Origin of the sequence: Romboutsia sp. BSD2780061687b_171204_C1 (assembly GCF_015560225.1) — a bacterium.
Classification (GTDB): domain Bacteria; phylum Bacillota; class Clostridia; order Peptostreptococcales; family Peptostreptococcaceae; genus Romboutsia_C; species Romboutsia_C hominis.
Genome location: NZ_JADMRK010000008.1, coordinates 52,733 through 74,494, shown reverse-complemented (window position 1 = coordinate 74,494; position 21,762 = coordinate 52,733). Strand labels below are relative to the sequence as shown.

Here is a 21,762-nt window from a genome sequence, read left to right as displayed (position 1 = left end):
TACCTGGTTGATAGGTCGAAGGTGTAAGTGCAGTAATGTATTTAGCTTATCGATACTAATAGGTCGAGGACTTGACCAAAATCATTAACTAAATGATATACAGTTTTCAGAGTATTAACTCTAAAAGATAAAGATTATGTGGTTATTATAGCAAAGAGGATACACCTGTTCCCATACCGAACACAGAAGTTAAGCTCTTTAGCGCTGATGGTACTTGGGGGGCGACCCCCTGGGAGAGTAAGACGTAGCCACGTAATCTTTTTTTATGTCTAAAATTAAATAATGATTAAAATTATTTTTATGAGTATAAATAAGGTCGTTGATAGATTATAATAGTATCAACGACTTTATTTGTATTTATATACGAAAATTAATTGATAAATATAATACATATTAAATAAGTATTAATTTATTATATTGATTATTGGTTAGATCTAATCATTAGAAGGAGAACAAAATGAAAACAGAGATTATTAATCATTTAAGAGAAATCGTAGAAACTAATCTAATATCATTTCATGTGCCAGGTCATAAGTTAGGAAAAATTTATGACAAACTTGGATACTCTGATATAGTTAAAAATATATATAAAATGGACACAACTGAGATACCAGGAACTGATAATTTACATTCGCCAGAAGGAATAATAAAAAAATCGCAAGAAAGGGCTTCTAAGGCTTTCAAAAGCGATGAGACATATTATCTTATAAATGGAAGTACATGTGGGATACAAGGGGCTATAATGGCTTTATGTAATCCTAAGGATAAGATAATTGTTAATAGAGATTGCCATCAATCTGTTATAAATTCATGTATATTAGCTGATATAGAACCTGTATATATACTTTCTAAAATTGACAAAGAGACTAATATACAAGAGGGAATTCATATTGAAGAAGCTAAGAAGATAATAGACAATAATTTAGATGCTAAAGCTATTTTACTTACATATCCAACTTACTATGGAAGAACTTTTGATTTAAAGGAAATATGTGATTATGCGCATAAACATAACATAGCAGTAATAGTAGATGAGGCACATGGAGCACATTTAGGTTTAAGTGATAGATTACCAAAGACTGCCCTAGAAGAAGGTGCAGATATAGTAATTCAAAGCACTCATAAGACATTACCTTCATTTACTCAATCATCAATGATACATATAAAAGGAGATAGAGTGGATAGACAAAAATTAAGTACTATGCTTAGAATAATAGAATCATCTAGTCCTTCTTATATGCTTATGTCTTCATTAGAATTGGCCGTAGATATATATGAAACTAAAGGCCATGAATTAATGGAAGAACTTTTAGATAATATAGAGAAGTTTAAAGAAAAAAATAAAAATACAAGTTTTGATATATATAATGAAGATGACAAAACAAAGCTATTTTTATCTTCTAAAAAACTAGGAATGACGGGATATGAATTAGAAGATCTTTTAAGAGAAAAGTACAATATACAGGTAGAATTAGCCAATTATTATGGAGTACTTTTAATATGTACTATAGGAAATACTAAAGAAGATTTAGATAGATTATCCGAAGCGTTAGAAGACATGTCAAATAGATATAAGAAAGATTCTTATATAGAATGTCTAGAATATCCAGTAGTAATACCAGAAAAAGTGCTAAACCCTAGAGAGGCATTTTATAAAAGTAAGAAAAGTGTTAAAATATATGAAAGTATCGGACAAATTTGCGCCGAATATGTAATACCTTATCCGCCGGGAGTGAGTCTATTGTCTCCAGGAGAAGTAATTACTAAAGAAATAATAGATTATGTAATTTTATGCCATAAAAAAGGAATGAATATAAATGGAATAAAAGATTCGAATTTAGAATTTATAGAGATTATAAGTGACTAATATAAATGATTATAAATTTTAGATAGACTTAATTTAATATATTATGTCAATTAATCTACTACTCTACTAAGATATCTTATACATAATTAAAAAATAAATCAAAATATATAAGACCAAATAAAGAATTACGGAGGTGATACCTGATTAAATATTTTTTTAATCAGGATATAAATATGAAGGGAAAGTTAATAATCATAGAAAGTGGATCAGATGCAAGCGGAAAGGCCACTCAAACAAAGAAGTTATATGAAAGACTTTTAGAAGATGGATATAATGTTAGAAAGGTTGAATATCCAAATTATGATGGTGAGTCATCAGCACTAGTCAAAATGTACTTAAGAGGAGAATTTGGAAGTAAGCCTTCAGATGTAGACCCTTATATAGCATCTACATTTTATGCAGCAGATAGATATGCATCGTTTAAAACAGAATGGGAAGAGTTCTATAACAACGGTGGGGTAGTACTTGCAGATAGATATACAACATCTAATATGGTACATCAAGCTTCTAAAATGGCTAAGGAAGATAGAGATAAATATTTAGATTGGTTATTTGATTATGAGTTTAATCTGTATAAAATTCCACAACCAGATTGTGTAGTATTTTTAGATGTTCCAATAGAGTTTAGTAAAAAACTTATGGAAAATAGAAAAAATAAAATAACTGGTGAGGATAAAAAAGATATACATGAAAGTGATTTAGATTATTTAGAGAAATCATATAATAACTCTTTATATATAGCTGATAAGTATAATTGGGAAAAAATAAACTGTGTAGAGGAAGAAAACCTTAGAAGTATAGATAGTATACATGAAGAGATATACAAGGTTGTAGTGGATAAGATAAAGTCTGTGGAGAGATAAATATGTACTTTGAAGATATAATAGGACAAGAGTTTGCTAAAAAATATTTAACAAATTCTATAAAAAATAATAAAATAAGCCATGCATACATGTTTGAAGGAATAGAAGGTATAGGAAAAAAGAAACTAACAGAGGAATTAGCAAAATTATTGCTAGATATAAGCGATGTTAAAAATAGCCCTGACTATATAGAGATAAATCCAGATGGAAATAGTATAAAAATAGCCCAAATAAGAAAATTACAAACAGATATAATTATAAAGCCTCATAAAGACTATAAAATATATGTAATAAATGATGCTCATAAAATGACAATTGAAGGTCAAAATGCTCTTTTAAAGACGTTAGAAGAGCCACCGAAGTATGCTATAATCATTCTTGTAACATCTAATAAAGAAGCTCTTTTAGATACTATAAAATCTAGATGTGAAATAATAAAATTCTTACCTATATCTCTTATAGACTTAAAAAAATACCTAATACAAAAAGGTGTAGATGAACAGAGAGCTCAATTGTTAGCTACTTTTTCTAGAGGTAGTATAGAAAAAGCATTAGAACTGTCTGAATCTAGTGAGTTTGCTCTTATGAGAGAAGAAATACAATCATATATAGAAAGACTTCTTGATAAGAATATAGTTGATATATTAGATATATCGTTAGATATAGAAAAATATAGAGGAGATATATTCAATATTTTAGATATTATGATTAATTATTTTAGAGATATTATGTTTATAAAAGAAAAAATTGACAAGAACATGATAATAAATTCCGATAAAATTACTTTTTTACAAAATATGAGTAAAAAAATTAGCTATTCTCAAGTGTCTAAGATTATTGATATAATAGAAGAGACAAAGAAAAAGATAAGAAGCAATTGTAACTTTAATATAAGTATGCAAGTTATGGCTTTGAATATATATGAGGTGATTAAATGATAAAGATAGTGGGTGTTAGGTTTAAAAATGCAGGTAAAATTTATTACTTTGATCCTGTTGATTTAGAAATAGAGAAAAATATGGATGTAGTAGTTGAAACTGCAAGGGGATTAGAATATGGTTCAGTGGTAGTAGGGCCAAAGGAAATATCAGAAGAAGAGTTAGTTTCACCATTAAAACCAATCATAAGAGTAGCTACAGAAGAAGATACTAAAATATATCTTGAAAACAAAGAAAAATCTAAGGAAACTTTTAAAATATGCCAACAAAAAATTAAAAGCCATGGGTTAACTATGTATTTAATAGATTGTGAATATACATTTGATAGAAATAAGCTAATTTTCTATTTCACAGCAGAAGGCAGAATAGATTTTAGAGAGCTTGTAAAAGATTTAGCATCGATATTTAAGACTAGAATAGAATTAAGACAAATTGGGGTTAGAGATGAAGCTAAAACAATAGGTGGATTAGGACCATGTGGTAGAAGTCTTTGTTGTTCATCATGGTTAGGAGATTTCCAACCAGTATCTATAAAAATGGCAAAAGACCAAAGTTTATCATTAAACCCTACAAAAATATCAGGAATATGTGGAAGATTGTTCTGTTGCTTAAAATATGAGCATGATGTGTATGCAGAAGCGATAGATGTTATGCCATCAGTAGGAGCATTAGTTAAAGTTGAAGATGGAAAAGGACGAGTTATAGAAATAAATCCATTATTAGAACAAGTTAAAGTTGAATTTAATGATAAGACTATAAAAGTATATCTTAAAGATGATGTTAAGGTATTACAAGAGCCTAGAAAATGTGGTGGATGTCAAAATGATATAGATGAAGCTACATTAAGAGAGTTAAAGAAACTAGAAGATTAATTTTATATAACTAAGGGGGTAGGATTTTTCCTACCCTTTTAGATAGAATAAATATAATTGATAAAGAACTTAATATAGAAAATATTAATATATTTAGTAAAGTATTTGACAGTCTTAGAGTAAGACATGAAAGGAGATATATATGGAAGTACAATTAAAGGAAACAGAAAGAATAGATGACTTGCAATTGAAAGGTCTTAAATTAATACAGGATAAAACTGGATTTTGTTTTGGTATAGATGCAGTATTATTAGCTAATTTTGCAAAGGTTAAAAAAGGAGCTAAAGTAGTAGATTTAGGAACTGGAACAGGTATAATACCAACACTTATAGCAGGAAAAAGCCAAGCGAGTAAAATAATAGGTGTAGAGATACAAGAAGAAGTATATGAAATGGCTACTCGCTCTGTAAAATTAAACAATCTAGAAGACAGAGTGGAAATAATAAATGCTGACATAAAGACAATAGATAAAACATTAGAAGTACATGGCTATCATGTAGTTACATCAAATCCTCCATATATGCACATGGATGGTATAAAAAACCCTAATGATAAAAAGATGATATCAAGACATGAAGTTAAATGCAATTTAGAAGATGTTATAAGAGCAGCATCAAGGCTTACAATGCCTAAAGGAAAGTTTTTCATGATACATAGACCTACAAGACTTGTAGATATAATAGAGTTAGGAAGAAAATATAGACTAGAACCTAAGCAAGTTCAATTTATTCATCCAAGGGCTAATAAGGCACCAAACCTAATACTTGTAGAGTTTGCTAAAGATGGAAGACCAGAATTGAAAATATTGGATCCATTATATGTATATGGAGAAGATGGAAACTATACAGATGAGATAAAAGCAATATATGCAAATGAAGATATAGGAGAAGAGTAAATGAGCGGAAAGTTATATGTATGTCCAACACCTATAGGTAATTTAGAAGATATGACTTATAGAACAGTAAGAATTTTAAATGAAGTAGATTTAATAGCAGCAGAAGATACAAGACATAGTATAAAGCTTTTAAATCATTTTGAAATATCTAAACCATTAACTAGTTACCATGAACATAATAAAGATTCTAAAGGAAGTTATCTTATAGATAAATTATTAAATGGAGAAAATATAGCATTAATAAGTGATGCAGGAATGCCTGGAATAAGCGACCCAGGTGAAGAAATGATAAAGCAAGCAATAGAAAATAATATAGAGATAGAAGTATTGCCAGGAGCTAGTGCATCTATTATAGCTTTAGTTGGTTCAGGGCTTGAAACTAGAAAGTTTGCTTTTGAAGGATTTTTAGACAGAGATAAGAGAGTAAGAAGGCAGCAATTAGAGGAAGTCAAGGAAGAAAGAAGAACTATAATATTCTATGAATCACCACATAGATTAAAAGATACTTTAAAAGATATGCTAAAAATATTAGGAAATAGAAAAATAGCAGTAAATAGAGAACTTACTAAAAAATATCAAGAAGTAATAAGAGAAGATATTGAAACAGTAATTGAAATATTTAATGAAAAAGAAGTAAAGGGTGAATTTGTATTAATAGTAGAAGGATTTAAAGGTGAGATAACTAAGAAAAATAGCTATGATGACCTTAATGAAAGAGAATATGTTATTGCATTACTAGAAGAAGGTAAAAATAAAAAAGAAGCTATAAAAATAGTATGTAAGGACAGAAAACTACAGAAAGATATAGTATATAAGCAAGTTTTAGACCTATAAAATAAAACTAACTTGGGGTGGCTAAAATGGAAATTAAAGATATGTTGTTAGAAAGTTTAGTGTTTGAAAATACATCAGAAAAGTTTAAAGAATTAGATAGACTTAAAAAATTAGAAAAAGTTATATTAAAATTAAATGGCATGAAAGAAGTAGGAGAATGTAAATTTCATGTAGTAAATGTCTATGAACATTCTATAAAAGCCTTAGAAGAGTTTGAAGAAATACTCAAAGAGGGAGAATTTTTCTCAAGTCATTTAAGAAACAATATAAAAGAATATTTAAATGAAGATATGGATGGTCATATAAAAAAGATTCATCTATTAAAATTAAGTATATTCTTACATGATATAGGTAAAGCAGACAGTAAAACAGTAGATGATACAGGAAGAGTACATTTTAGAGGGCATGAGATAGTAGGAGCTAAAATTTCAAGAGAATTAGGAAAAAGCCTAAATCTTGATGAAAGAAGTATAGAATTGATTGAAAAATATGTAAGATACCATATGGTACTCTTAGCTCTATATAAGAAAAATGATATGAGTAAAGAAAATCTTACAGAGTTATTTGATATTTTAGGAAAAGACTGTATAGGAGTGTTTATATTAGGCTATTGCGATATAGTAGCAACAAGAAAACTACTAAATCCAAATGAAGATATGAATATAATAAAGGTGTATATGGAATATGCACTTACGAATTATATCTATAGATATAAGCAAAGTTCATAATATAAATATTAGTTATCTAGAATATATATTTTTAAAGAAAAGAAGTCAATGTAAAATAGTAGTTACTTTACATTGACTTCTTTTTTGATAATATTGGATCAATTTTTATAATATAGCCTTAGCTTGTATTGGTGTTGATAGTATAACTGAAGTTTTAGTAGAGCCGATTTTCTTTATTGTATCAATAACGTTTTCAAGTTCATACATGTCTCTAACTACAACCTTTAATAGTGAGCAGTCATCTCCTGTAACATGATGACATTCAACTATTCTTGGATCTTGACGAGCTACATTAATAAACTCTTCATACTTATTGCTAGGTAAAGATATGTGTATAAAAGCTTTTATAACTCTACCTAAAGCATCAGGATTAACTATAGCTTTATAACCTTCTATTATTCCTGATTCCTCTAGCCTTTTAACTCTTTCAGAAACAGCTGGAGAAGTTAGTCCAACTATTTTACCTAAATCTTTCATTGAAATTCTACCATCTTGTTGTAGAATGTCTATAATTCTGTGATCTGTAGCATCCATTTTGAATCCCCCTTGTATTAAGATGATTTATTATAGAAATTTTTAGAATCTATCATGTTGTTTTTTAGGTCCCAAAGGTCCTTAGATAAATCTACTTTGTAAGTCTGAGGATTAGAAAATCTTCTGTACTCATCCCATAAAGTGTTTAACTCATTTTGTACATAATCTCTTATTTTCATAACAGGTTTATGCTCATACATACATTTACCATTTATAAATAAAGGCTTATGAAGCTCTTTAACTGTATAGTTATTAAAAACTTTTGATTTCCAAGTGTATACAGGATGGAATACAGTAAGAGGCTTAGATTCATCTATTTTCTCATCATGCAACATTATTAAATCTGCTTCAGCCTTGTTATCTTCATTATAAATTCTTACAACTTTTTTATATCCTGGGTTATTTATTTTTTCAGGATCTTCTGATAATTTTATCTTAGGTTCTATTTTATCGCCATTAAAAGATGCAGCTAACTTGTAAACTCCTCCCAGAGACGGAGAGTCAGCAGATGTTATCAATTTAGTTCCAACACCCCAAGAGTTTATAGCAGCACCTTCAGATTTAAGATTAGATATAGTATGCTCATCTAAGTCATTAGATGCTGTTATACTAATATCAGTAAAACCTTCCTCTTCTAATGCTTTTTTACATTCTTTAGATAAATAGTGTAAATCACCAGAATCTAATCTAATACCTAAAGGCTTGTGACCTTTTTCTCTTAAGTCTTTGAATATTTTTATAGCATTAGGAAGTCCACTATTTAATACATTATAAGTGTCTATAAGTAAAAGGCATTTATCTGGATATATGTCGGCATAAGCTTCAAATGCCTCTAATTCTGTATCAAATTTTTGAACCCAGCTATGAGCTTGAGTTCCTACTACAGGAACATCAAATAATTTACCTGCTAAAACATTAGCAGTAGCATTACATCCCCCTATCATAGCAGCTCTAGCACCATATGTACCGGCATCAGGACCTTGAGCACGTCTAAGTCCAAACTCAAACACTGGATCTCCTTGAGCAGCAAAACAAACTCTAGATGCCTTCGTTGCTATAAGTGATTGAAAATTAACAATTGTTAATAAGGCAGTTTCGATTAATTGGGCTTGATATAATGGAGCTTTTACAGTAAGTATAGGCTCATTTGGGAACATTATAGTACCTTCTTCAACTGAGTATATATCCCCTGTAAATTTGAAATCCTTCAAAAACGTTAAAAATTTATCAGAAAAAAGATTTAGGCTTTTAAGATACTTTAAATCTTCATCGGAAAAATTTATGTTTTTTATATACTCAACAAATTGATCTATACCACACACTATTGTGTAGCCCCCGTTGCAAGCATTTTTTCTAAAAAACATATCAAATACTACAACATCTTCATGGATATTTTTTTCAAAATAACCATTTATCATAGTGAGTTGATACAAATCAGTAAGAAGTGTTAAATTTCTCATTGCATTTCTCCTTAAATATATATAATTATAAAATCACTTCGTATATGGATTAGTATGAAAAGCTAGTTGATTAAAAAACCCCACATATATACTAAAACACAATATAGTGCAAGTTTCAAGTATAAAGTAGTATATATAAATCATAAAATTTATCTAGAGGGGAGGCGATTTAATGGCAAGAATATGGTTTTATATGATTGCTATAGGAATAATAGGAAGTATGGTGTTTAATAATCTAGGAGAACTAAACAAAGTAATATTAACAGAGGCATCTAAAGGAGTAGAATTTGCAATAAGTTTAGCTGGGGTAATGGCTCTTTGGATGGGGATAATGAACATAGCAAAAGATGCTGGATTGATAGAAAAAATTGGACAAAAACTAAACCCTATAATGACAAGACTTTTCCCATCCATACCAAAGGGACATAAAGCTATGTCTTATATGGTTATGAATATAGCTTTGAATATGGTAGGGGCAGGTAATGGAGCTACAGCATTTGGACTAAAGGCTATGGAAGAACTACAAACTTTAAATCCTAAAAAGGATACAGCGACAAATGATATGATAATGTTTTTAGTCATTAATATATCATCAATTCAGTTAATACCATTTACTATGCTCAAAATAAGAATGGATTTAGGTTCTCAAAATCCAAGTCAGATAATAGTAACTACATTATTTGCAACAACAGTATCAACAATAATAGCTATAATAACCTGTAAATTATTGCAAAGTAAAAGGAGGTTAAGATAGATGGAGCTATTTTCAAATATACTTGTCCCTCTAATAATACTTTACATAGTTATTTATGGAAGACACAAAAAAATAGATATATATGATAGTTTTGTAAAAGGAGCAATAGATGGTCTTAAATCAGCTTGGTCTATAACACCTTACATAATAGGGATATTCTTAGCGATAGGGATATTTAAAACTGGGAAAGGAATAGAAATGCTTGAATTTTTATTTAAGCCAATAGCAGAGCTAATGAGTATACCAAAAGAACTTATAGGATTAATAATAGTAAAACCTCTTTCAGGAAGCGGTGCACTTGGAATGTATACTGAATTAGCACAAAGAGTAGGTATAGATACCATAATAGAGAAAATGGGATCTACAATAGTTGGGGCATCTGAAACAATTTTTTACACAATGGCTATATACTATGGAAGTTTAAAAATAAAGAACACTAGACACACACTAACTTGTGCTATGATAAGTCATATTGCAGGAGTTATAGCATCTGTATTTATCTGCTATATATTATTTACAGCTTAATATTTCTATAAAATGTACAAGATGGTATAATTAAAGTGTAAAAACCAATTGACATTAATTTATTAATTATATAGAATTAGTTTTAAATAGTAACAAAATTACATAAAATGAATAAAATATATTTATTTAGTAAAATATAGAAATATATAAAGCTGAGAAGAGAAGAGTAAATAAGGACTTTTTCTACAGAGAGCTAGGTTAGGTGAAAGCTAGCGTCAAAGAAATTATTGAAGATGGCCTCGGAGCTTTTTTATCTGAATAATAGATAGCTCTATTTTTAAGATAAAACGGTTAGACACGTTATAGTCTGCTAAGATATCTAAAGTATTATAAGATACTATATTGATATGAGCAAACATCAATAAGTTTTAACTTTTAAAGTAGTATCTATAAATTTAGATAATTAGGGTGGTACCGCGAATAATCTCGCCCCTATGTATATCATAGGAGGCGAGTTTTTTAATACAAAGAGTTTCAACTCTATATTAAAGGTTAAAAATATAAATATATACTAAAAATAAATCAGGAGGTAAGAATATGACAAAACCAACTTTCTATGTAACAACTCCTATATACTACCCAAGTGGAAACTTACATATAGGACATACTTATACAACTGTTGCAGCAGATGCAATAGCAAGATTTAAACGTTTCTGTGGATATGATGTAAAGTTCTTAACAGGAACAGATGAGCACGGAGAAAAGATACAAAAAACTGCTAAGGCAAAAGGTATGACTGAGATAGAATACTTAGATGGAATGATAGCAGATATACAAAAGTTATGGAAGACTATGGATATATCATATGATGATTTTATAAGAACTACACAAGATAGACATAAGGTAATAATCCAAAAGATATTTACTAAGTTATATGAACAAGGAGATATATACAAAGGAGCTTATGAAGGTAAGTATTGTACTCCATGTGAAAGTTTCTGGACAGAATCACAATTAGTAGATGGAAATAAGTGTCCTGACTGTGGAAGAGAAACTTATGATGCTAAGGAAGAGGCTTACTTCTTCAAATTATCAAAATACGAAGATAGATTAAGAGAATTATTTGCTGACCCTAACTTCTGTTTCCCAGTATCAAGAAAAAATGAGATGGTTGCAAACTTCTTAGATAAAGGATTAGAAGATTTATGTGTAACTAGAACTACATTTGATTGGGGTATAAAGGTACCATTTGATGAAAAACACGTAATATACGTTTGGGTAGATGCTTTATGCAACTATATAACAGCTTTAGGATATATGAGTGAAAATGATTCAGAATATAAAAAATTCTGGCCAGCTAATGTTCATATAGTAGGTAAAGAAATAATGAGATTCCATACAATAATATGGCCAGCTATACTTATGGCTTTAGGTGAAGAAGTACCTACACAAGTATATGGACATGGATGGATATTATTTGATAATGATAAGATGAGTAAATCAAAAGGAAACATAGTTTATCCAGAGCAAATGATAGAAAGATACGGAGTAGATGCTCTTAAATACTTCTTATTAAGAGAATTTGCATTTGGTCAAGATGGTAACTATACTCATAGAAACTTTATAACTAGACTTAACTCAGATTTAGCAAATGATTTAGGAAACTTAGTAAGTAGAACAGTTGCAATGGTTGAAAAATATAACGGTGGAATAATACCAATGCCAAAAGCTACTACTGAATTTGATGCTGACTTAAAAGAAACTGCTAGATTATCAGTAGAAAATTTTGAAAATGAAATGAACAAACTTCAATTTAATGAAGCATTAGAAAGTGCTTGGAAATTAATAAGAAGAACTAACAAGTATATAGATGAAACTATGCCTTGGGCTTTAGCAAAAGATGAAGCTAACAAAGATACTTTAGATACAGTATTATACAACTTATGTGAATCTATAAGAATAGTAGCTACATTAATAAATCCAATAATGAACGCTACTGCTAAAAAAATATACTGTCAATTAGGAATAACAAATGAAGAATTAACAACTTGGGAAAGTGTTAAAACATTTGGATTAATAACTGAAGGAACAAAAGTACACAAAGGTGAATCTTTATTCCCAAGATTAGATATAGAAAAGGAAGTAGAAGAATTGAACGAATTATTTGCAGAAAAGAAAGACGTAGTAGAAGAAGTAGCTCCATTAGAGCACAAAGAAAACATAACAATAGATGAATTAGATAAAGTTGAACTAAGAGTAGGTAAAGTTTTAAGCTGTGAAAAACATCCAAAAGCAGATAGACTTTTAGTATCTCAAATAAAATTAGGTTCAGAGACAAGACAAATCGTATCTGGAATAGCTAAATGGTATAAGCCAGAAGATATGGTTGGAAAAGAAGTTATAGTTGTTTGTAACTTAAAGCCAGTTAAGCTAAGAGGAGTAGAATCTCAAGGTATGATATTAGCTGCTGGAGATGATGGTGATGATTTAATAGTACCAGTAGCAACAGGTGCTAAGGATGGATGCGAAGTTCGTTAATTAGTTAGGAGAATAAAAAATGTTATTTGACTCACACGCACACTTAAATAGTGAAAGATTTGATGAAGATAGAGAAGAATTAATAGAATCTTTAAAAGAAAAAGGTGTAGATTTAGTATTAAATCCAGGAGCAGATATAGAAACATCAATAACTAGTGTAGAATTAGCTAATAAGTATGATTTTATATATGCAGCAGTTGGAGTACATCCACACGATGTTAAAGATTTAGATGAAACTGCAATAGATACTTTAAGAAAATTAGCTACTGAAAATGAAAAAGTAGTAGCTATAGGTGAAATCGGATTAGACTATTACTATGATAATTCACCTAGAGAAGAACAAAAAGAATGGTTTAAAAAACAAATAGAATTAGCTAATGAGTTAAAATTGCCTATAATAATACATGATAGAGATGCTCATGGAGATACTTTTGAAATAATAAAAAATACAAAATCTCCAGAAATAGGATGCGTGCTTCATTGTTATAGTGGGAATGTTGAATTAGCTAGAGAATATGTAAAAATGGGTTGCTATATATCAATACCAGGAACAGTGACTTTTAAAAATAATAAAAAAACTAGAGAAGTAGCAAAAGAAATACCTCTAGAATATTTATTAATAGAAACTGATTCACCATATATGGCTCCAGAGCCTCATAGAGGGAAAAGAAATGACCCATCATTAGTTCAATTTGTAGCAGATAAGATTGCTCAAGAAAAAGGTATATCTTACGAGCAAGTTTGCAAAGCTACAAAAGAAAATGCTAAAAGATTATTTAATATAAAATAAAAGCCCTTGAGACTGTATAGTCTCAAGAGCTTTTTTTAATACAATTATAAAATATTTATAGATATACATTATTATTCTAGGCACTATAATTATTAAGTAAATATTGTAAAACACAATAAAAATAGAGTGTAAAAACAAAAACTATAGCACATAATGATATTATAGTTTTTGTTTTTCCTTGATAAAATTACATAAAAAACGTAAAATATAGAAATGAAGTTAAGACAGGATACAAAACAGATAAAGGTGAATTGATAATGATAAAAGAAATAATAGTTGTAGAAGGAAGAGACGATGTTACAGCAGTAAAAAGAGCTGTAGATGCAGAACTTATAACAACTGGTGGATTTGGGTTTCCTAAAGGTGTTATGGAAAGAATAAAATCTGCTCAAAAAAGACGTGGAGTAATAATATTTACAGATCCTGATTTTGCGGGTGAAAAAATAAGAAAAAAAATAGCTGCAGAAGTTCCAGGATGTAAGCATGCTTTTTTACCAAGAGAGGAAGCTAAAAAAGATGGTGACATAGGTATAGAAAATGCCACACCAAAGAGTATAATAGCAGCTCTTGAGAGAGTTAGAACAGAAAGTACAGAAAAAAGAGATGAATTTAAGCAAGTTGATTTAATAAGAAATGGACTTATAGGAAATGAAGATGCATCTAATAGAAGAGATGAATTAGGAAAGATACTTGGAATCGGATATGGAAATGCCAAGCAATTCTTAAATAGATTAAATAATTATGGGGTTACTAGAGAAGAATTTGTAAAATCACTAGAAACTTTAGATAAATAAATATAAAAGGAGAAAAATTAATGGATAGACTTTCATCACATAGAGCCACAAAAGATGTAGTTGAAAAGCACGGATTTAAATTTTCAAAGTCTTTAGGGCAAAACTTTTTAATAGATGATAATGTAATAGATAAAATATTAAGAGGGGCAAGACTTTCTGAAGGAGACTATATAATAGAAGTAGGTCCTGGTATAGGGACACTAACTCGTGAGATGGGTAAAGTAGCTCAGAAAGTTGTGGCTATAGAAATAGATAAAACATTAATACCTATATTACAGGGTGAAACATTAAAAGACTTTGATAATATAGAAGTTATAAATCAAGATATATTAAAAGTAAATGTTCAAGAATTAGTAAAAGAAAAACTAAATGGGGGACCAGTTAAATTAGTTGCAAACTTACCATACTATATAACAACTCCAATAGTTATGAAGTTCTTAGAAGAAGATATACCAGTAACGGATATAGTTGTAATGGTACAAAAGGAAGTTGCAGATAGAATGAATGCAGTACCAGGAACAAAAGATTATGGAGCTTTATCAGTAGCAGTTCAATATTATTGTGATACAGAAATAGTAGCAAAAGCACCAAGACATATGTTTATACCACAACCAAATGTTGACTCAACAGTTATAGGACTTCATGTTAGAGAAGAAATAAAATATCCAGTTGATAATGAAGAAATATTCTTCAAGACTGTTAAAGCGGCTTTTGGACAAAGAAGAAAAACATTACTTAATGCATTAGGTGGATTAGGATTCTTAAGTAAAGATGAGATAAAGGAAGTACTAAGTGCTGCTAATATAGATGAAAAAAGAAGAGGGGAAACTTTATCAATAGAAGAGTTTGCCACTTTATCAAATAAAGTAAATGAAAAAGTACCTTCAAAATAATTGAAGGTACTTTTTTTAGAATCATACTCATATACTATTAAGAGAAATTATGTTAAAAGGGGGATTAAAAGTGGCAGCTAAAAAAAAATTTAAGAGAGATTATATAATCCTTGAAGCTAAGGACACTAACTTTAGATACAAAGAACGTGTTTTACCAAAAGCATTTGCTAAAGTAGAGATAAATGATGAAAAATCAATAATTTCATTATATGTAGAAAATCTTAAATTTATGAAAGATGGATATAGGGTAGTTGCTATACAAAGCGATTATGATACCCTTGATTTAGGAAAGGTATTGCCAAGTGAGCAAGGAAAAGGTGAATTTACATTAAATTTAGACAGAGAAGATATAGATATAAAAGGTATAGCTCTTTTATATGAAAAAACTGTACCACTTATAGGATTTAAAGGTACTAAGATAGATAATTATGAGGAAATATTATTTGCAGGAGAAGAGTATGAAGATGACGAAAGATTTGAGGGATATGAAGAAATAGAGTATATAGAAGTAGATGATAATGACGAAGGGTTTGAGGAATATGAAGAAATAGGATATATAGATGTAGATAATATAGAAGAAGATGATAATGAAGAAGAGTATGAAGTGTATGAAGAAATAGAGTATATAGAAATAGATGATGATGAAGAAGAGTATGAAAGTGAAGAAGAAAGTGTATACAACTCAGATGATGGTTATTATGAAATTATAGAGGAGGATGTAAATCCTCAAACTAGAGAAAAATATGACGAATATGATAATATAGATAAAACTATAGAGAAAAATAGAAAAAGTAGTGAACCTAAAGAAAACAAGACATATCCTAATGCTTCACATCAACAAAAAACACGTCAAAAGTATGCAAAATCAAATTCTATAGACGAATACCAAAAAACAGCGGGAACACTTTTAATGCCAAGACAAATAAAAAAAGGGCTTAAACATTTTAAGGAAGTAAAACCATTTATTAAAGATGAAATAGATAATACTAGATGGTGGAAAATTGAAATAAGTCCTATAACTTTATGTGGTTATACTATGCCTTACTTAGGATATGTTAATACTCTAAATTATACAATGTATAGTGATGCAGTGATGCAATCATATAAGTATAGACATTACTTATTTGGTGTACAATATGATGAGTATAATAAGAGAAAAAATTATATATACGCAGTTCCAGGGAATAAAACAGAACAACCAGATAAAGGTCATACAGGGTTTAGAGAATATCAACCTTGTGACACAAGAAATGATAGCTTAGGATATTGGTTATGTATGATAGATTCAAGAAGTAGAAAAATAATAAAATAGAATAAATTACCTCAGATATTGATAAATTTTTGGTAATGCTCTAAAATTATAGGTAGACCAAGTATAACTGGAGGAGAATATATGATAAATAATCAAAGACTAATCAATGAATTTTTAGAGCTAGTTCAAATCGACAGTCCATCTTCAAAAGAAGGTAAAATAGCTGAAGTTTTAGTTGAAAAACTAAAAGAAATAGGTTTAGAAGTTGTGATAGATGGTGCTGGTGTAAAAGCTGGTGGAGAAACAGGAAATGTAATTGCTACATTAAAAGGAAATAGAGAGGGTAAAACATTACTTTTCACTTCACATATGGATACAGTTAGTCCTGGTATAGGAGTAAAGCCTATAATAGATGAAGCTAATGGTATAATAAAAAGTGATGGAACAACAGTACTAGGGTCTGATGATAAAGCTGGTATAGCTGCTATATTAGAAGCATTAAGAACAGTTAAGGAAAATGATATCCAACATGCGGATATACAAGTTGTATTCTCAATATGGGAAGAAGGCGGATTATATGGTGCTAAGTACTTAGATTATTCTAAAGTAAATGCAGATTATGCATTTGTTTTAGATAGTGGTGGAGCTCCAGGAGAAATAATAATTCAAGCGCCAGCACAAGATGCTATAAAGGTCAAAATAATAGGAAAACCAGCTCATGCAGGTCTTGAACCAGAAAATGGAGTAAGTTCAGTAATGGTTGCAGCAAGAGCTATAGAAAATATGAATTTATTAAGAATAGATGAAGAAACTACTGCTAATATAGGTATAATAAATGGTGGAATAGCAACAAATATAGTTATGCCAGAATTAGAAATAGCAGCAGAAGCTAGAAGCTTAAGCGAAGAAAAGTTAGATGCTCAAACAAACCATATGGTAGATGTATTTAAAAAAGCAGCTAAAGAATTTGGAGCTAAAATAGAAATAGAAACTACAAGAGCTTATGCACCATTTAATATATCTGAAGATGATGAAATAGTAGTGCTAGCTAAAAAAGCTTTTGCTAATATGAATGTAGAAGGTCACACAACATCTACAGGTGGAGGTAGTGACACTAATATATTAAATAAAAATGGAATAAAAGCAGTTAACCTAGGTATAGGTATGAAAAATGCTCATACATTAGAAGAATATATAGCTATAAAGGATATAGAAAATTCTGCTAAAATGGTAACTGAGTTAATAAAAGAAGCATAAATTAAAAATTAAAAACTAATTAGAAAATAGTATCTAAATTGCTTTTAGATACTATTTTTATGTTAAAAGATAAGAGAAAAATGTATAAAATTTAAAAAATGTACAAGTATTTGTGTAGAAGGGTGTAGTAATTTCCCTGGAAATAAGTATAATAAGTAATTATGTCTTACAAAAACTACATAAAAGTAATATAATTATCTTATGATTATATGGATAAAGGAGGCGTGAAGATGGCTAAGAAGAAAAAAATCAAAAAAAAGGTTTTAGTAGCTCTTACTGTAGTGTTATTCTTTGTATGCTATTTCTTAGGATTTACCTTGTTCAAAGATACAAAAGACAAAGAACCAGGACAACAAACGACAGAGGCATTAGAAGATGACACAAGATCATTAATAAAACAATTGAGCTCTAAAAGTAAAATATACTTATCAGATTCAAAAGTAGAAAGTGTTAGAATAGAAAAGGATTATTGGGATAATATAACTGTGTTATTTACAGAATTTACAAAAATAAGAAAGCCACAATCATACACTCCTATATACAATGGTAACTCAGATGATGGAATTAGATTTTCAACAGACTTGAATTACTTTAGGGTATACACTGTCAGCAAAGAAGAGTACTATAAAGTTCCGGTTGCTACAAAAAAAGAACTTAGTAAGCTTTTAAGTGAGAGTATATATTTGTCATTTGACTTTATAAAGCAGTATAAGAGTTGGGATACTGTAAAAATAACTTATAAAGATGAAACTAAGAAAATATTTGGCTGGAATTTTAAAGACCTAGCACTTAAAATGGTTCAAAAGAGAATGGTTGGCAAAGTTCAGCCAGAAAAGAGTAAAGAAAGAAGTAAGTACAACTTTACTATAAACATTCAAGGCGAGAACTATGATGCGAAAGTAGAAACAATGGGTAAAGATTATGTAAAAATAACACAGGGTGAAGGAAAGAATAAAATTCAAGCATATTATGAAGTCCACACTGGATTATATGATTATCTTGTAAAAGACATATTTAAATTAGAGGAATAAGTATTTTAATAAGCAAAAAGGATATACTAGCTAGTATATCCTTTTTGTTTATTAATTTTCAACTAATTCTTCAGCTACCTTGTATATAGGTCCTGCACCAGCAGTTATTACTAAATCATTAGAAGAGACATTATCACGAAGATAGTCAACTATATCTTCAAACTTACTTATATAAGCAACATCAACATGGTTTTGATATAACTTTTCAACTAAATCTTTAGAATGAATATCTCCTGGATCATTTTCTCTGGCAGCGTATATGTCAGTTATAATAACTTTATCAGCAGAATAAAATGCTTCAGCAAATTCATTTAAAAGAGACTTAGTTCTAGTGTAAGTATGAGGTTGGAATATACACCATAACTTAGACTTCTTCATCTTTTTAGCAGCAGATAAAGTAGCCTTTAATTCAGTAGGGTGATGAGCATAATCATCAATTATTAATGCATCATTATATTTACCCTTAACCTCAAATCTTCTTCCAACACCAGAATAAGATTTTATATTTTCTCTTATAAGCTCTAATTCTATATTAGAAACATAAGCAACTAATATAGCAGCAGTAGCATTGTAGATGTTATGAAGTCCTGGAACAGAAAGTTCAAATACACCTAAATTTTTACCATTCAATTCTATCTCGAATATACCATGACCTTTTTCATTGAAGCTTATATTTTTAATTAAAGCATCATTATCTAAATTTGTACCGTATTTTATAACAGTAGCTTTTACGTCGTGTAATATATCATTTGTATTTTCGTCATCTCCATTTATTATGAAATAACCATCTTTAGGAAGTAATTTACCAAATTTATTAAAAGATGCTTTTATTTCATCTAAGCCTGAGAAGTAATCTAAATGGTCTTCCTCTATATTTAAAACTGTTGATATCTTAGGGTTAAAGTTTAGGAAACTATCAACATATTCACATGCCTCTGTTATGAAATGATCAGAGTTACCTATTTTAACATTACCACCTATACTACTTAAATTTCCACCAACTAATATAGTTGGATCTAAATCCGCATATTGGAATATAGTAGATAACATAGAAGTAGTTGAAGTTTTACCATGAGTACCAGAAATTGCTATAGAATTTTTGTACTCTCTCATTATTTGACCTAAGAAAGTAGCTCTGTTTACAACAAGTTTATTCTTTTCTCTAGCTGCAATAAGCTCAGCATTATCATCATGAACTGCCGCAGTGTAAACAACCATATCTACATCATCTGCCAAATGTTCTTTTTCATGTCCTATAAATATATTAGCGCCTTGAGATCTAAGTTTATCTAATAAGTAAGATTCGTTTGAATCTGAACCAGAAACTTTATATCCTTTATTAAGGCATATTTCAGCTAAAGCACTCATGCTTATGCCACCGATTCCAATGAAATGTATCTTCATAAGAAAACCACCTTTCTTTTAATTAAGCCCTACAATATGAACTATGTTTGTGGTATAATAGTATAATGTTCAATATTTAATGATTAATATACATATACTATATTACATATACAATATATTAAAAAATTGCTTAAAACATAACCATTATTATATCATAATAAACATGGTTATGCATTATTTAGTTTATATAGAAGAAGCTGCAATCGTAGGAGGTTAAATGCATGAAATTTAAAAGAACGGAAAGAATTGGTTCCATAGTAAAGATATTATCGGACAATCCAAATAAGATATTTACATTAGGCTATTTTACAAATAAATTTAATGCTGCTAAATCTACAATAAGTGAAGATTTAATAGTAGTAAAAAATGTCTTTGAAAAATTAGAACTAGGGAAAGTAATAACAATATCAGGAGCAGCTGGTGGAGTAAAATATATACCAAAGACATCAAAAGCAGAAAATGAAGAATTTTTAATGGAATTATGTCAAAAAATAAGTGACGAATCTAGAGTATTATCAGGAGGATTTTTATATTTAATAGACTTAATATATGATCCTACTATAGCATCAAAAATAGGTAAAATATTTGCATCAAATATAGATTATGCAGAAGCTGATTGCGTAGTGACAATGGAAACTAAAGGAATTCCAATGGCTCTTATGACAGCTAAAGCAATGAATTTACCACTTGTTATAATAAGAAAAGATATAAAAGTATCAGAAGGACCTACACTAAGTATGACTTATGTTAGTGGAAATACTTCTAAAGTGGAAAGTATGAGTTTACCAAGAAGAGCAGTTAAGCCGAATAGCAAAGTTATATTAATAGATGACTTCATGAGAGGTGGAGGTACAATCAAAGGTATGACAGATCTTATGAGGGAGTTTGGAGCGGAAGTTATAGGAACGGGAGTATTTATATCTACAATGAAGCCAGAAGACAAAATGGTAAAAGATTATATATCTTTAATTCAATTAGATGTAAATGGAGATAATATAATAGTAGAACCAAATTTAAAGACATTTAAAGATGAATATCAGAAAGAATTTGTCGAAGGGGATTGTGACATAGAAGAAATAATAGAAGATTAGGTAAAAAATAAATTTACAAAAACCATAAATTTTCAAAAAATAAAAAAGGATATTCAAATATTTAATAGAATACTAAACTATAAGTAAATATATATATAAAATTTATAAATACATTAATTTGTCAAATTCAAAAGGGGGATATAAAAGGATGAAGATAACTGACGTAAGAATAAGAAAAATAACTGACGAAGGAAAAATGAAGTGTATAGTGTCTATAACTTTTAACAACTTATTTGTTGTACATGATATAAAGGTTATAGAAGGACATAATGGTTTATTCATCGCTATGCCAAGTAGAAAAATAGGGGAAGGTAATTTTAGAGATATAGCTCATCCAATAAACGCAGAGATGAGACAAGTATTAGAAGATGCAGTACTAAATGCATATCATGAAGCAGTTGCTCAATTAGAAGTTGCAGCTGAATAATTAAATAGAATTTTTTTATTGTTTATTATAAAGAGTCGAACTATTCGACTCTTTTTTATATTTAAAATTTTTGTT

Annotated in this window: 21 protein-coding genes, 2 rRNA genes and 1 other annotated feature; of the genes, 20 read left to right on the top strand and 3 right to left on the bottom strand. The window is 29.2% G+C overall.

Going from position 1 to position 21,762, the window contains the following annotated elements; all coding sequences use genetic code 11:
- The 9 genes from I2H23_RS12490 to I2H23_RS12450 all read left to right on the top strand — a co-directional run.
- Positions 1-79 (top strand): 23S ribosomal RNA (locus tag I2H23_RS12490); the annotation flags it as partial.
- A gap of 58 nt (positions 80-137) precedes the next feature.
- A 5S ribosomal RNA gene (gene rrf / locus I2H23_RS12485) occupies positions 138-254 on the top strand.
- Positions 255-457: 203 nt separating this feature from the next.
- Positions 458-1,867: an aminotransferase class I/II-fold pyridoxal phosphate-dependent enzyme gene (locus I2H23_RS12480; RefSeq protein ID WP_195581715.1), complete on the top strand. Its 1,410-nt coding sequence runs from the start codon at positions 458-460 to the stop codon at positions 1,865-1,867.
- 173 nt (positions 1,868-2,040) lie between these two features.
- The gene (locus I2H23_RS12475; RefSeq protein WP_195581714.1) at positions 2,041-2,730 is read left to right on the top strand and encodes a dTMP kinase; all 690 of its coding nucleotides are present in this window, start codon (positions 2,041-2,043) and stop codon (positions 2,728-2,730) included.
- Between the two features lie 2 nt (positions 2,731-2,732).
- Positions 2,733-3,668, top strand: a complete 936-nt coding sequence (locus I2H23_RS12470) for a DNA polymerase III subunit (RefSeq protein WP_195581713.1) — start codon at positions 2,733-2,735, stop codon at positions 3,666-3,668.
- On the top strand, positions 3,665-4,540 hold the full coding sequence (locus I2H23_RS12465; RefSeq protein WP_195581712.1) for a PSP1 domain-containing protein: 876 nt from the start codon (positions 3,665-3,667) through the stop codon (positions 4,538-4,540). Before I2H23_RS12470 ends, I2H23_RS12465 begins: the two co-directional genes overlap by 4 nt.
- A 142-nt stretch (positions 4,541-4,682) precedes the next feature.
- A complete protein-coding gene (locus tag I2H23_RS12460) occupies positions 4,683-5,435 on the top strand; it encodes a tRNA1(Val) (adenine(37)-N6)-methyltransferase (RefSeq protein ID WP_195581711.1) in 753 nt (250 codons plus the stop codon).
- Positions 5,436-6,269 carry a 16S rRNA (cytidine(1402)-2'-O)-methyltransferase gene (gene rsmI / locus I2H23_RS12455; protein ID WP_195581710.1) on the top strand — a complete coding sequence of 278 codons (834 nt, stop codon included), beginning with the start codon at positions 5,436-5,438 and terminating at the stop codon, positions 6,267-6,269.
- A gap of 26 nt (positions 6,270-6,295) precedes the next feature.
- A complete protein-coding gene (locus tag I2H23_RS12450) occupies positions 6,296-6,997 on the top strand; it encodes an HD domain-containing protein (protein WP_195581709.1) in 702 nt (233 codons plus the stop codon).
- Between the two features lie 105 nt (positions 6,998-7,102).
- Here the strand turns inward: I2H23_RS12450 and I2H23_RS12445 are convergent, their stop codons facing one another.
- The gene (locus tag I2H23_RS12445) at positions 7,103-7,531 is read right to left on the bottom strand and encodes an Lrp/AsnC family transcriptional regulator (RefSeq protein WP_092921491.1); all 429 of its coding nucleotides are present in this window, start codon (positions 7,529-7,531) and stop codon (positions 7,103-7,105) included.
- Positions 7,532-7,548: 17 nt separating this feature from the next.
- Entirely contained in the window at positions 7,549-8,991 is a 1,443-nt protein-coding gene (locus I2H23_RS12440; protein ID WP_195581708.1) for a nicotinate phosphoribosyltransferase, read from the bottom strand.
- Between the two features lie 172 nt (positions 8,992-9,163).
- On the opposite strand from I2H23_RS12440, the gene I2H23_RS12435 reads away from it, so the two are divergent.
- From I2H23_RS12435 to I2H23_RS12395, 9 genes are all read left to right on the top strand, one after another.
- A complete protein-coding gene (locus tag I2H23_RS12435; protein ID WP_240276228.1) occupies positions 9,164-9,745 on the top strand; it encodes a nucleoside recognition domain-containing protein in 582 nt (193 codons plus the stop codon).
- Positions 9,746-10,270, top strand: a complete 525-nt coding sequence (locus tag I2H23_RS12430; protein WP_092921485.1) for a spore maturation protein — start codon at positions 9,746-9,748, stop codon at positions 10,268-10,270.
- Positions 10,271-10,415: 145 nt separating this feature from the next.
- Positions 10,416-10,707: a binding site (T-box leader), on the top strand.
- 67 nt (positions 10,708-10,774) lie between these two features.
- Positions 10,775-12,748, top strand: a complete 1,974-nt coding sequence (gene metG, locus I2H23_RS12425) for a methionine--tRNA ligase (protein ID WP_330615415.1) — start codon at positions 10,775-10,777, stop codon at positions 12,746-12,748.
- 19 nt (positions 12,749-12,767) lie between these two features.
- A complete protein-coding gene (locus I2H23_RS12420; protein ID WP_195581706.1) occupies positions 12,768-13,538 on the top strand; it encodes a TatD family hydrolase in 771 nt (256 codons plus the stop codon).
- Positions 13,539-13,795: 257 nt separating this feature from the next.
- Positions 13,796-14,332 (top strand): ribonuclease M5, encoded by a 537-nt coding sequence (gene rnmV / locus I2H23_RS12415; protein ID WP_092921479.1) that lies wholly within the window; start codon positions 13,796-13,798, stop codon positions 14,330-14,332.
- A gap of 20 nt (positions 14,333-14,352) precedes the next feature.
- Positions 14,353-15,225: a 16S rRNA (adenine(1518)-N(6)/adenine(1519)-N(6))-dimethyltransferase RsmA gene (rsmA, locus tag I2H23_RS12410; RefSeq protein ID WP_092921477.1), complete on the top strand. Its 873-nt coding sequence runs from the start codon at positions 14,353-14,355 to the stop codon at positions 15,223-15,225.
- Between the two features lie 70 nt (positions 15,226-15,295).
- Positions 15,296-16,537, top strand: a complete 1,242-nt coding sequence (locus tag I2H23_RS12405) for a hypothetical protein (RefSeq protein ID WP_195581705.1) — start codon at positions 15,296-15,298, stop codon at positions 16,535-16,537.
- Between the two features lie 81 nt (positions 16,538-16,618).
- A complete protein-coding gene (locus I2H23_RS12400) occupies positions 16,619-17,734 on the top strand; it encodes a M20/M25/M40 family metallo-hydrolase (protein ID WP_092921473.1) in 1,116 nt (371 codons plus the stop codon).
- 230 nt (positions 17,735-17,964) lie between these two features.
- The gene (locus I2H23_RS12395; RefSeq protein WP_092921471.1) at positions 17,965-18,765 is read left to right on the top strand and encodes a hypothetical protein; all 801 of its coding nucleotides are present in this window, start codon (positions 17,965-17,967) and stop codon (positions 18,763-18,765) included.
- Positions 18,766-18,816: 51 nt separating this feature from the next.
- Here the strand turns inward: I2H23_RS12395 and murC are convergent, their stop codons facing one another.
- Positions 18,817-20,169 carry a UDP-N-acetylmuramate--L-alanine ligase gene (murC, locus tag I2H23_RS12390; protein ID WP_092921469.1) on the bottom strand — a complete coding sequence of 451 codons (1,353 nt, stop codon included), beginning with the start codon at positions 20,167-20,169 and terminating at the stop codon, positions 18,817-18,819.
- Positions 20,170-20,390: 221 nt separating this feature from the next.
- Between murC and purR the strand changes: the two genes are divergently transcribed.
- Complete coding sequence (purR, locus tag I2H23_RS12385; RefSeq protein ID WP_195581704.1) at positions 20,391-21,260, top strand: pur operon repressor; 870 nt, start codon at positions 20,391-20,393, stop codon at positions 21,258-21,260.
- Positions 21,261-21,408: 148 nt separating this feature from the next.
- Positions 21,409-21,687 (top strand): septation regulator SpoVG, encoded by a 279-nt coding sequence (spoVG, locus tag I2H23_RS12380; protein ID WP_092921465.1) that lies wholly within the window; start codon positions 21,409-21,411, stop codon positions 21,685-21,687.
- The last annotated feature ends 75 nt before the right edge of the window (positions 21,688-21,762 follow it).

Coding starts and splice junctions, on each gene's coding strand:
- I2H23_RS12430 (WP_092921485.1), top strand. CDS start 9,746: ATGGAGCTATTTTCAAATATACTTGTCCCTCTAATAATACTTTACATA.
- rnmV (WP_092921479.1), top strand. CDS start 13,796: ATGATAAAAGAAATAATAGTTGTAGAAGGAAGAGACGATGTTACAGCA.
- I2H23_RS12475 (WP_195581714.1), top strand. CDS start 2,041: ATGAAGGGAAAGTTAATAATCATAGAAAGTGGATCAGATGCAAGCGGA.
- murC (WP_092921469.1), bottom strand. CDS start 20,169: ATGAAGATACATTTCATTGGAATCGGTGGCATAAGCATGAGTGCTTTA.
- I2H23_RS12435 (WP_240276228.1), top strand. CDS start 9,164: ATGGCAAGAATATGGTTTTATATGATTGCTATAGGAATAATAGGAAGT.
- I2H23_RS12445 (WP_092921491.1), bottom strand. CDS start 7,531: ATGGATGCTACAGATCACAGAATTATAGACATTCTACAACAAGATGGT.
- I2H23_RS12420 (WP_195581706.1), top strand. CDS start 12,768: ATGTTATTTGACTCACACGCACACTTAAATAGTGAAAGATTTGATGAA.
- I2H23_RS12480 (WP_195581715.1), top strand. CDS start 458: ATGAAAACAGAGATTATTAATCATTTAAGAGAAATCGTAGAAACTAAT.
- rsmA (WP_092921477.1), top strand. CDS start 14,353: ATGGATAGACTTTCATCACATAGAGCCACAAAAGATGTAGTTGAAAAG.
- I2H23_RS12470 (WP_195581713.1), top strand. CDS start 2,733: ATGTACTTTGAAGATATAATAGGACAAGAGTTTGCTAAAAAATATTTA.
- I2H23_RS12395 (WP_092921471.1), top strand. CDS start 17,965: ATGGCTAAGAAGAAAAAAATCAAAAAAAAGGTTTTAGTAGCTCTTACT.
- I2H23_RS12400 (WP_092921473.1), top strand. CDS start 16,619: ATGATAAATAATCAAAGACTAATCAATGAATTTTTAGAGCTAGTTCAA.
- I2H23_RS12450 (WP_195581709.1), top strand. CDS start 6,296: ATGGAAATTAAAGATATGTTGTTAGAAAGTTTAGTGTTTGAAAATACA.
- I2H23_RS12465 (WP_195581712.1), top strand. CDS start 3,665: ATGATAAAGATAGTGGGTGTTAGGTTTAAAAATGCAGGTAAAATTTAT.
- purR (WP_195581704.1), top strand. CDS start 20,391: ATGAAATTTAAAAGAACGGAAAGAATTGGTTCCATAGTAAAGATATTA.
- I2H23_RS12440 (WP_195581708.1), bottom strand. CDS start 8,991: ATGAGAAATTTAACACTTCTTACTGATTTGTATCAACTCACTATGATA.
- I2H23_RS12460 (WP_195581711.1), top strand. CDS start 4,683: ATGGAAGTACAATTAAAGGAAACAGAAAGAATAGATGACTTGCAATTG.
- rsmI (WP_195581710.1), top strand. CDS start 5,436: ATGAGCGGAAAGTTATATGTATGTCCAACACCTATAGGTAATTTAGAA.
- spoVG (WP_092921465.1), top strand. CDS start 21,409: ATGAAGATAACTGACGTAAGAATAAGAAAAATAACTGACGAAGGAAAA.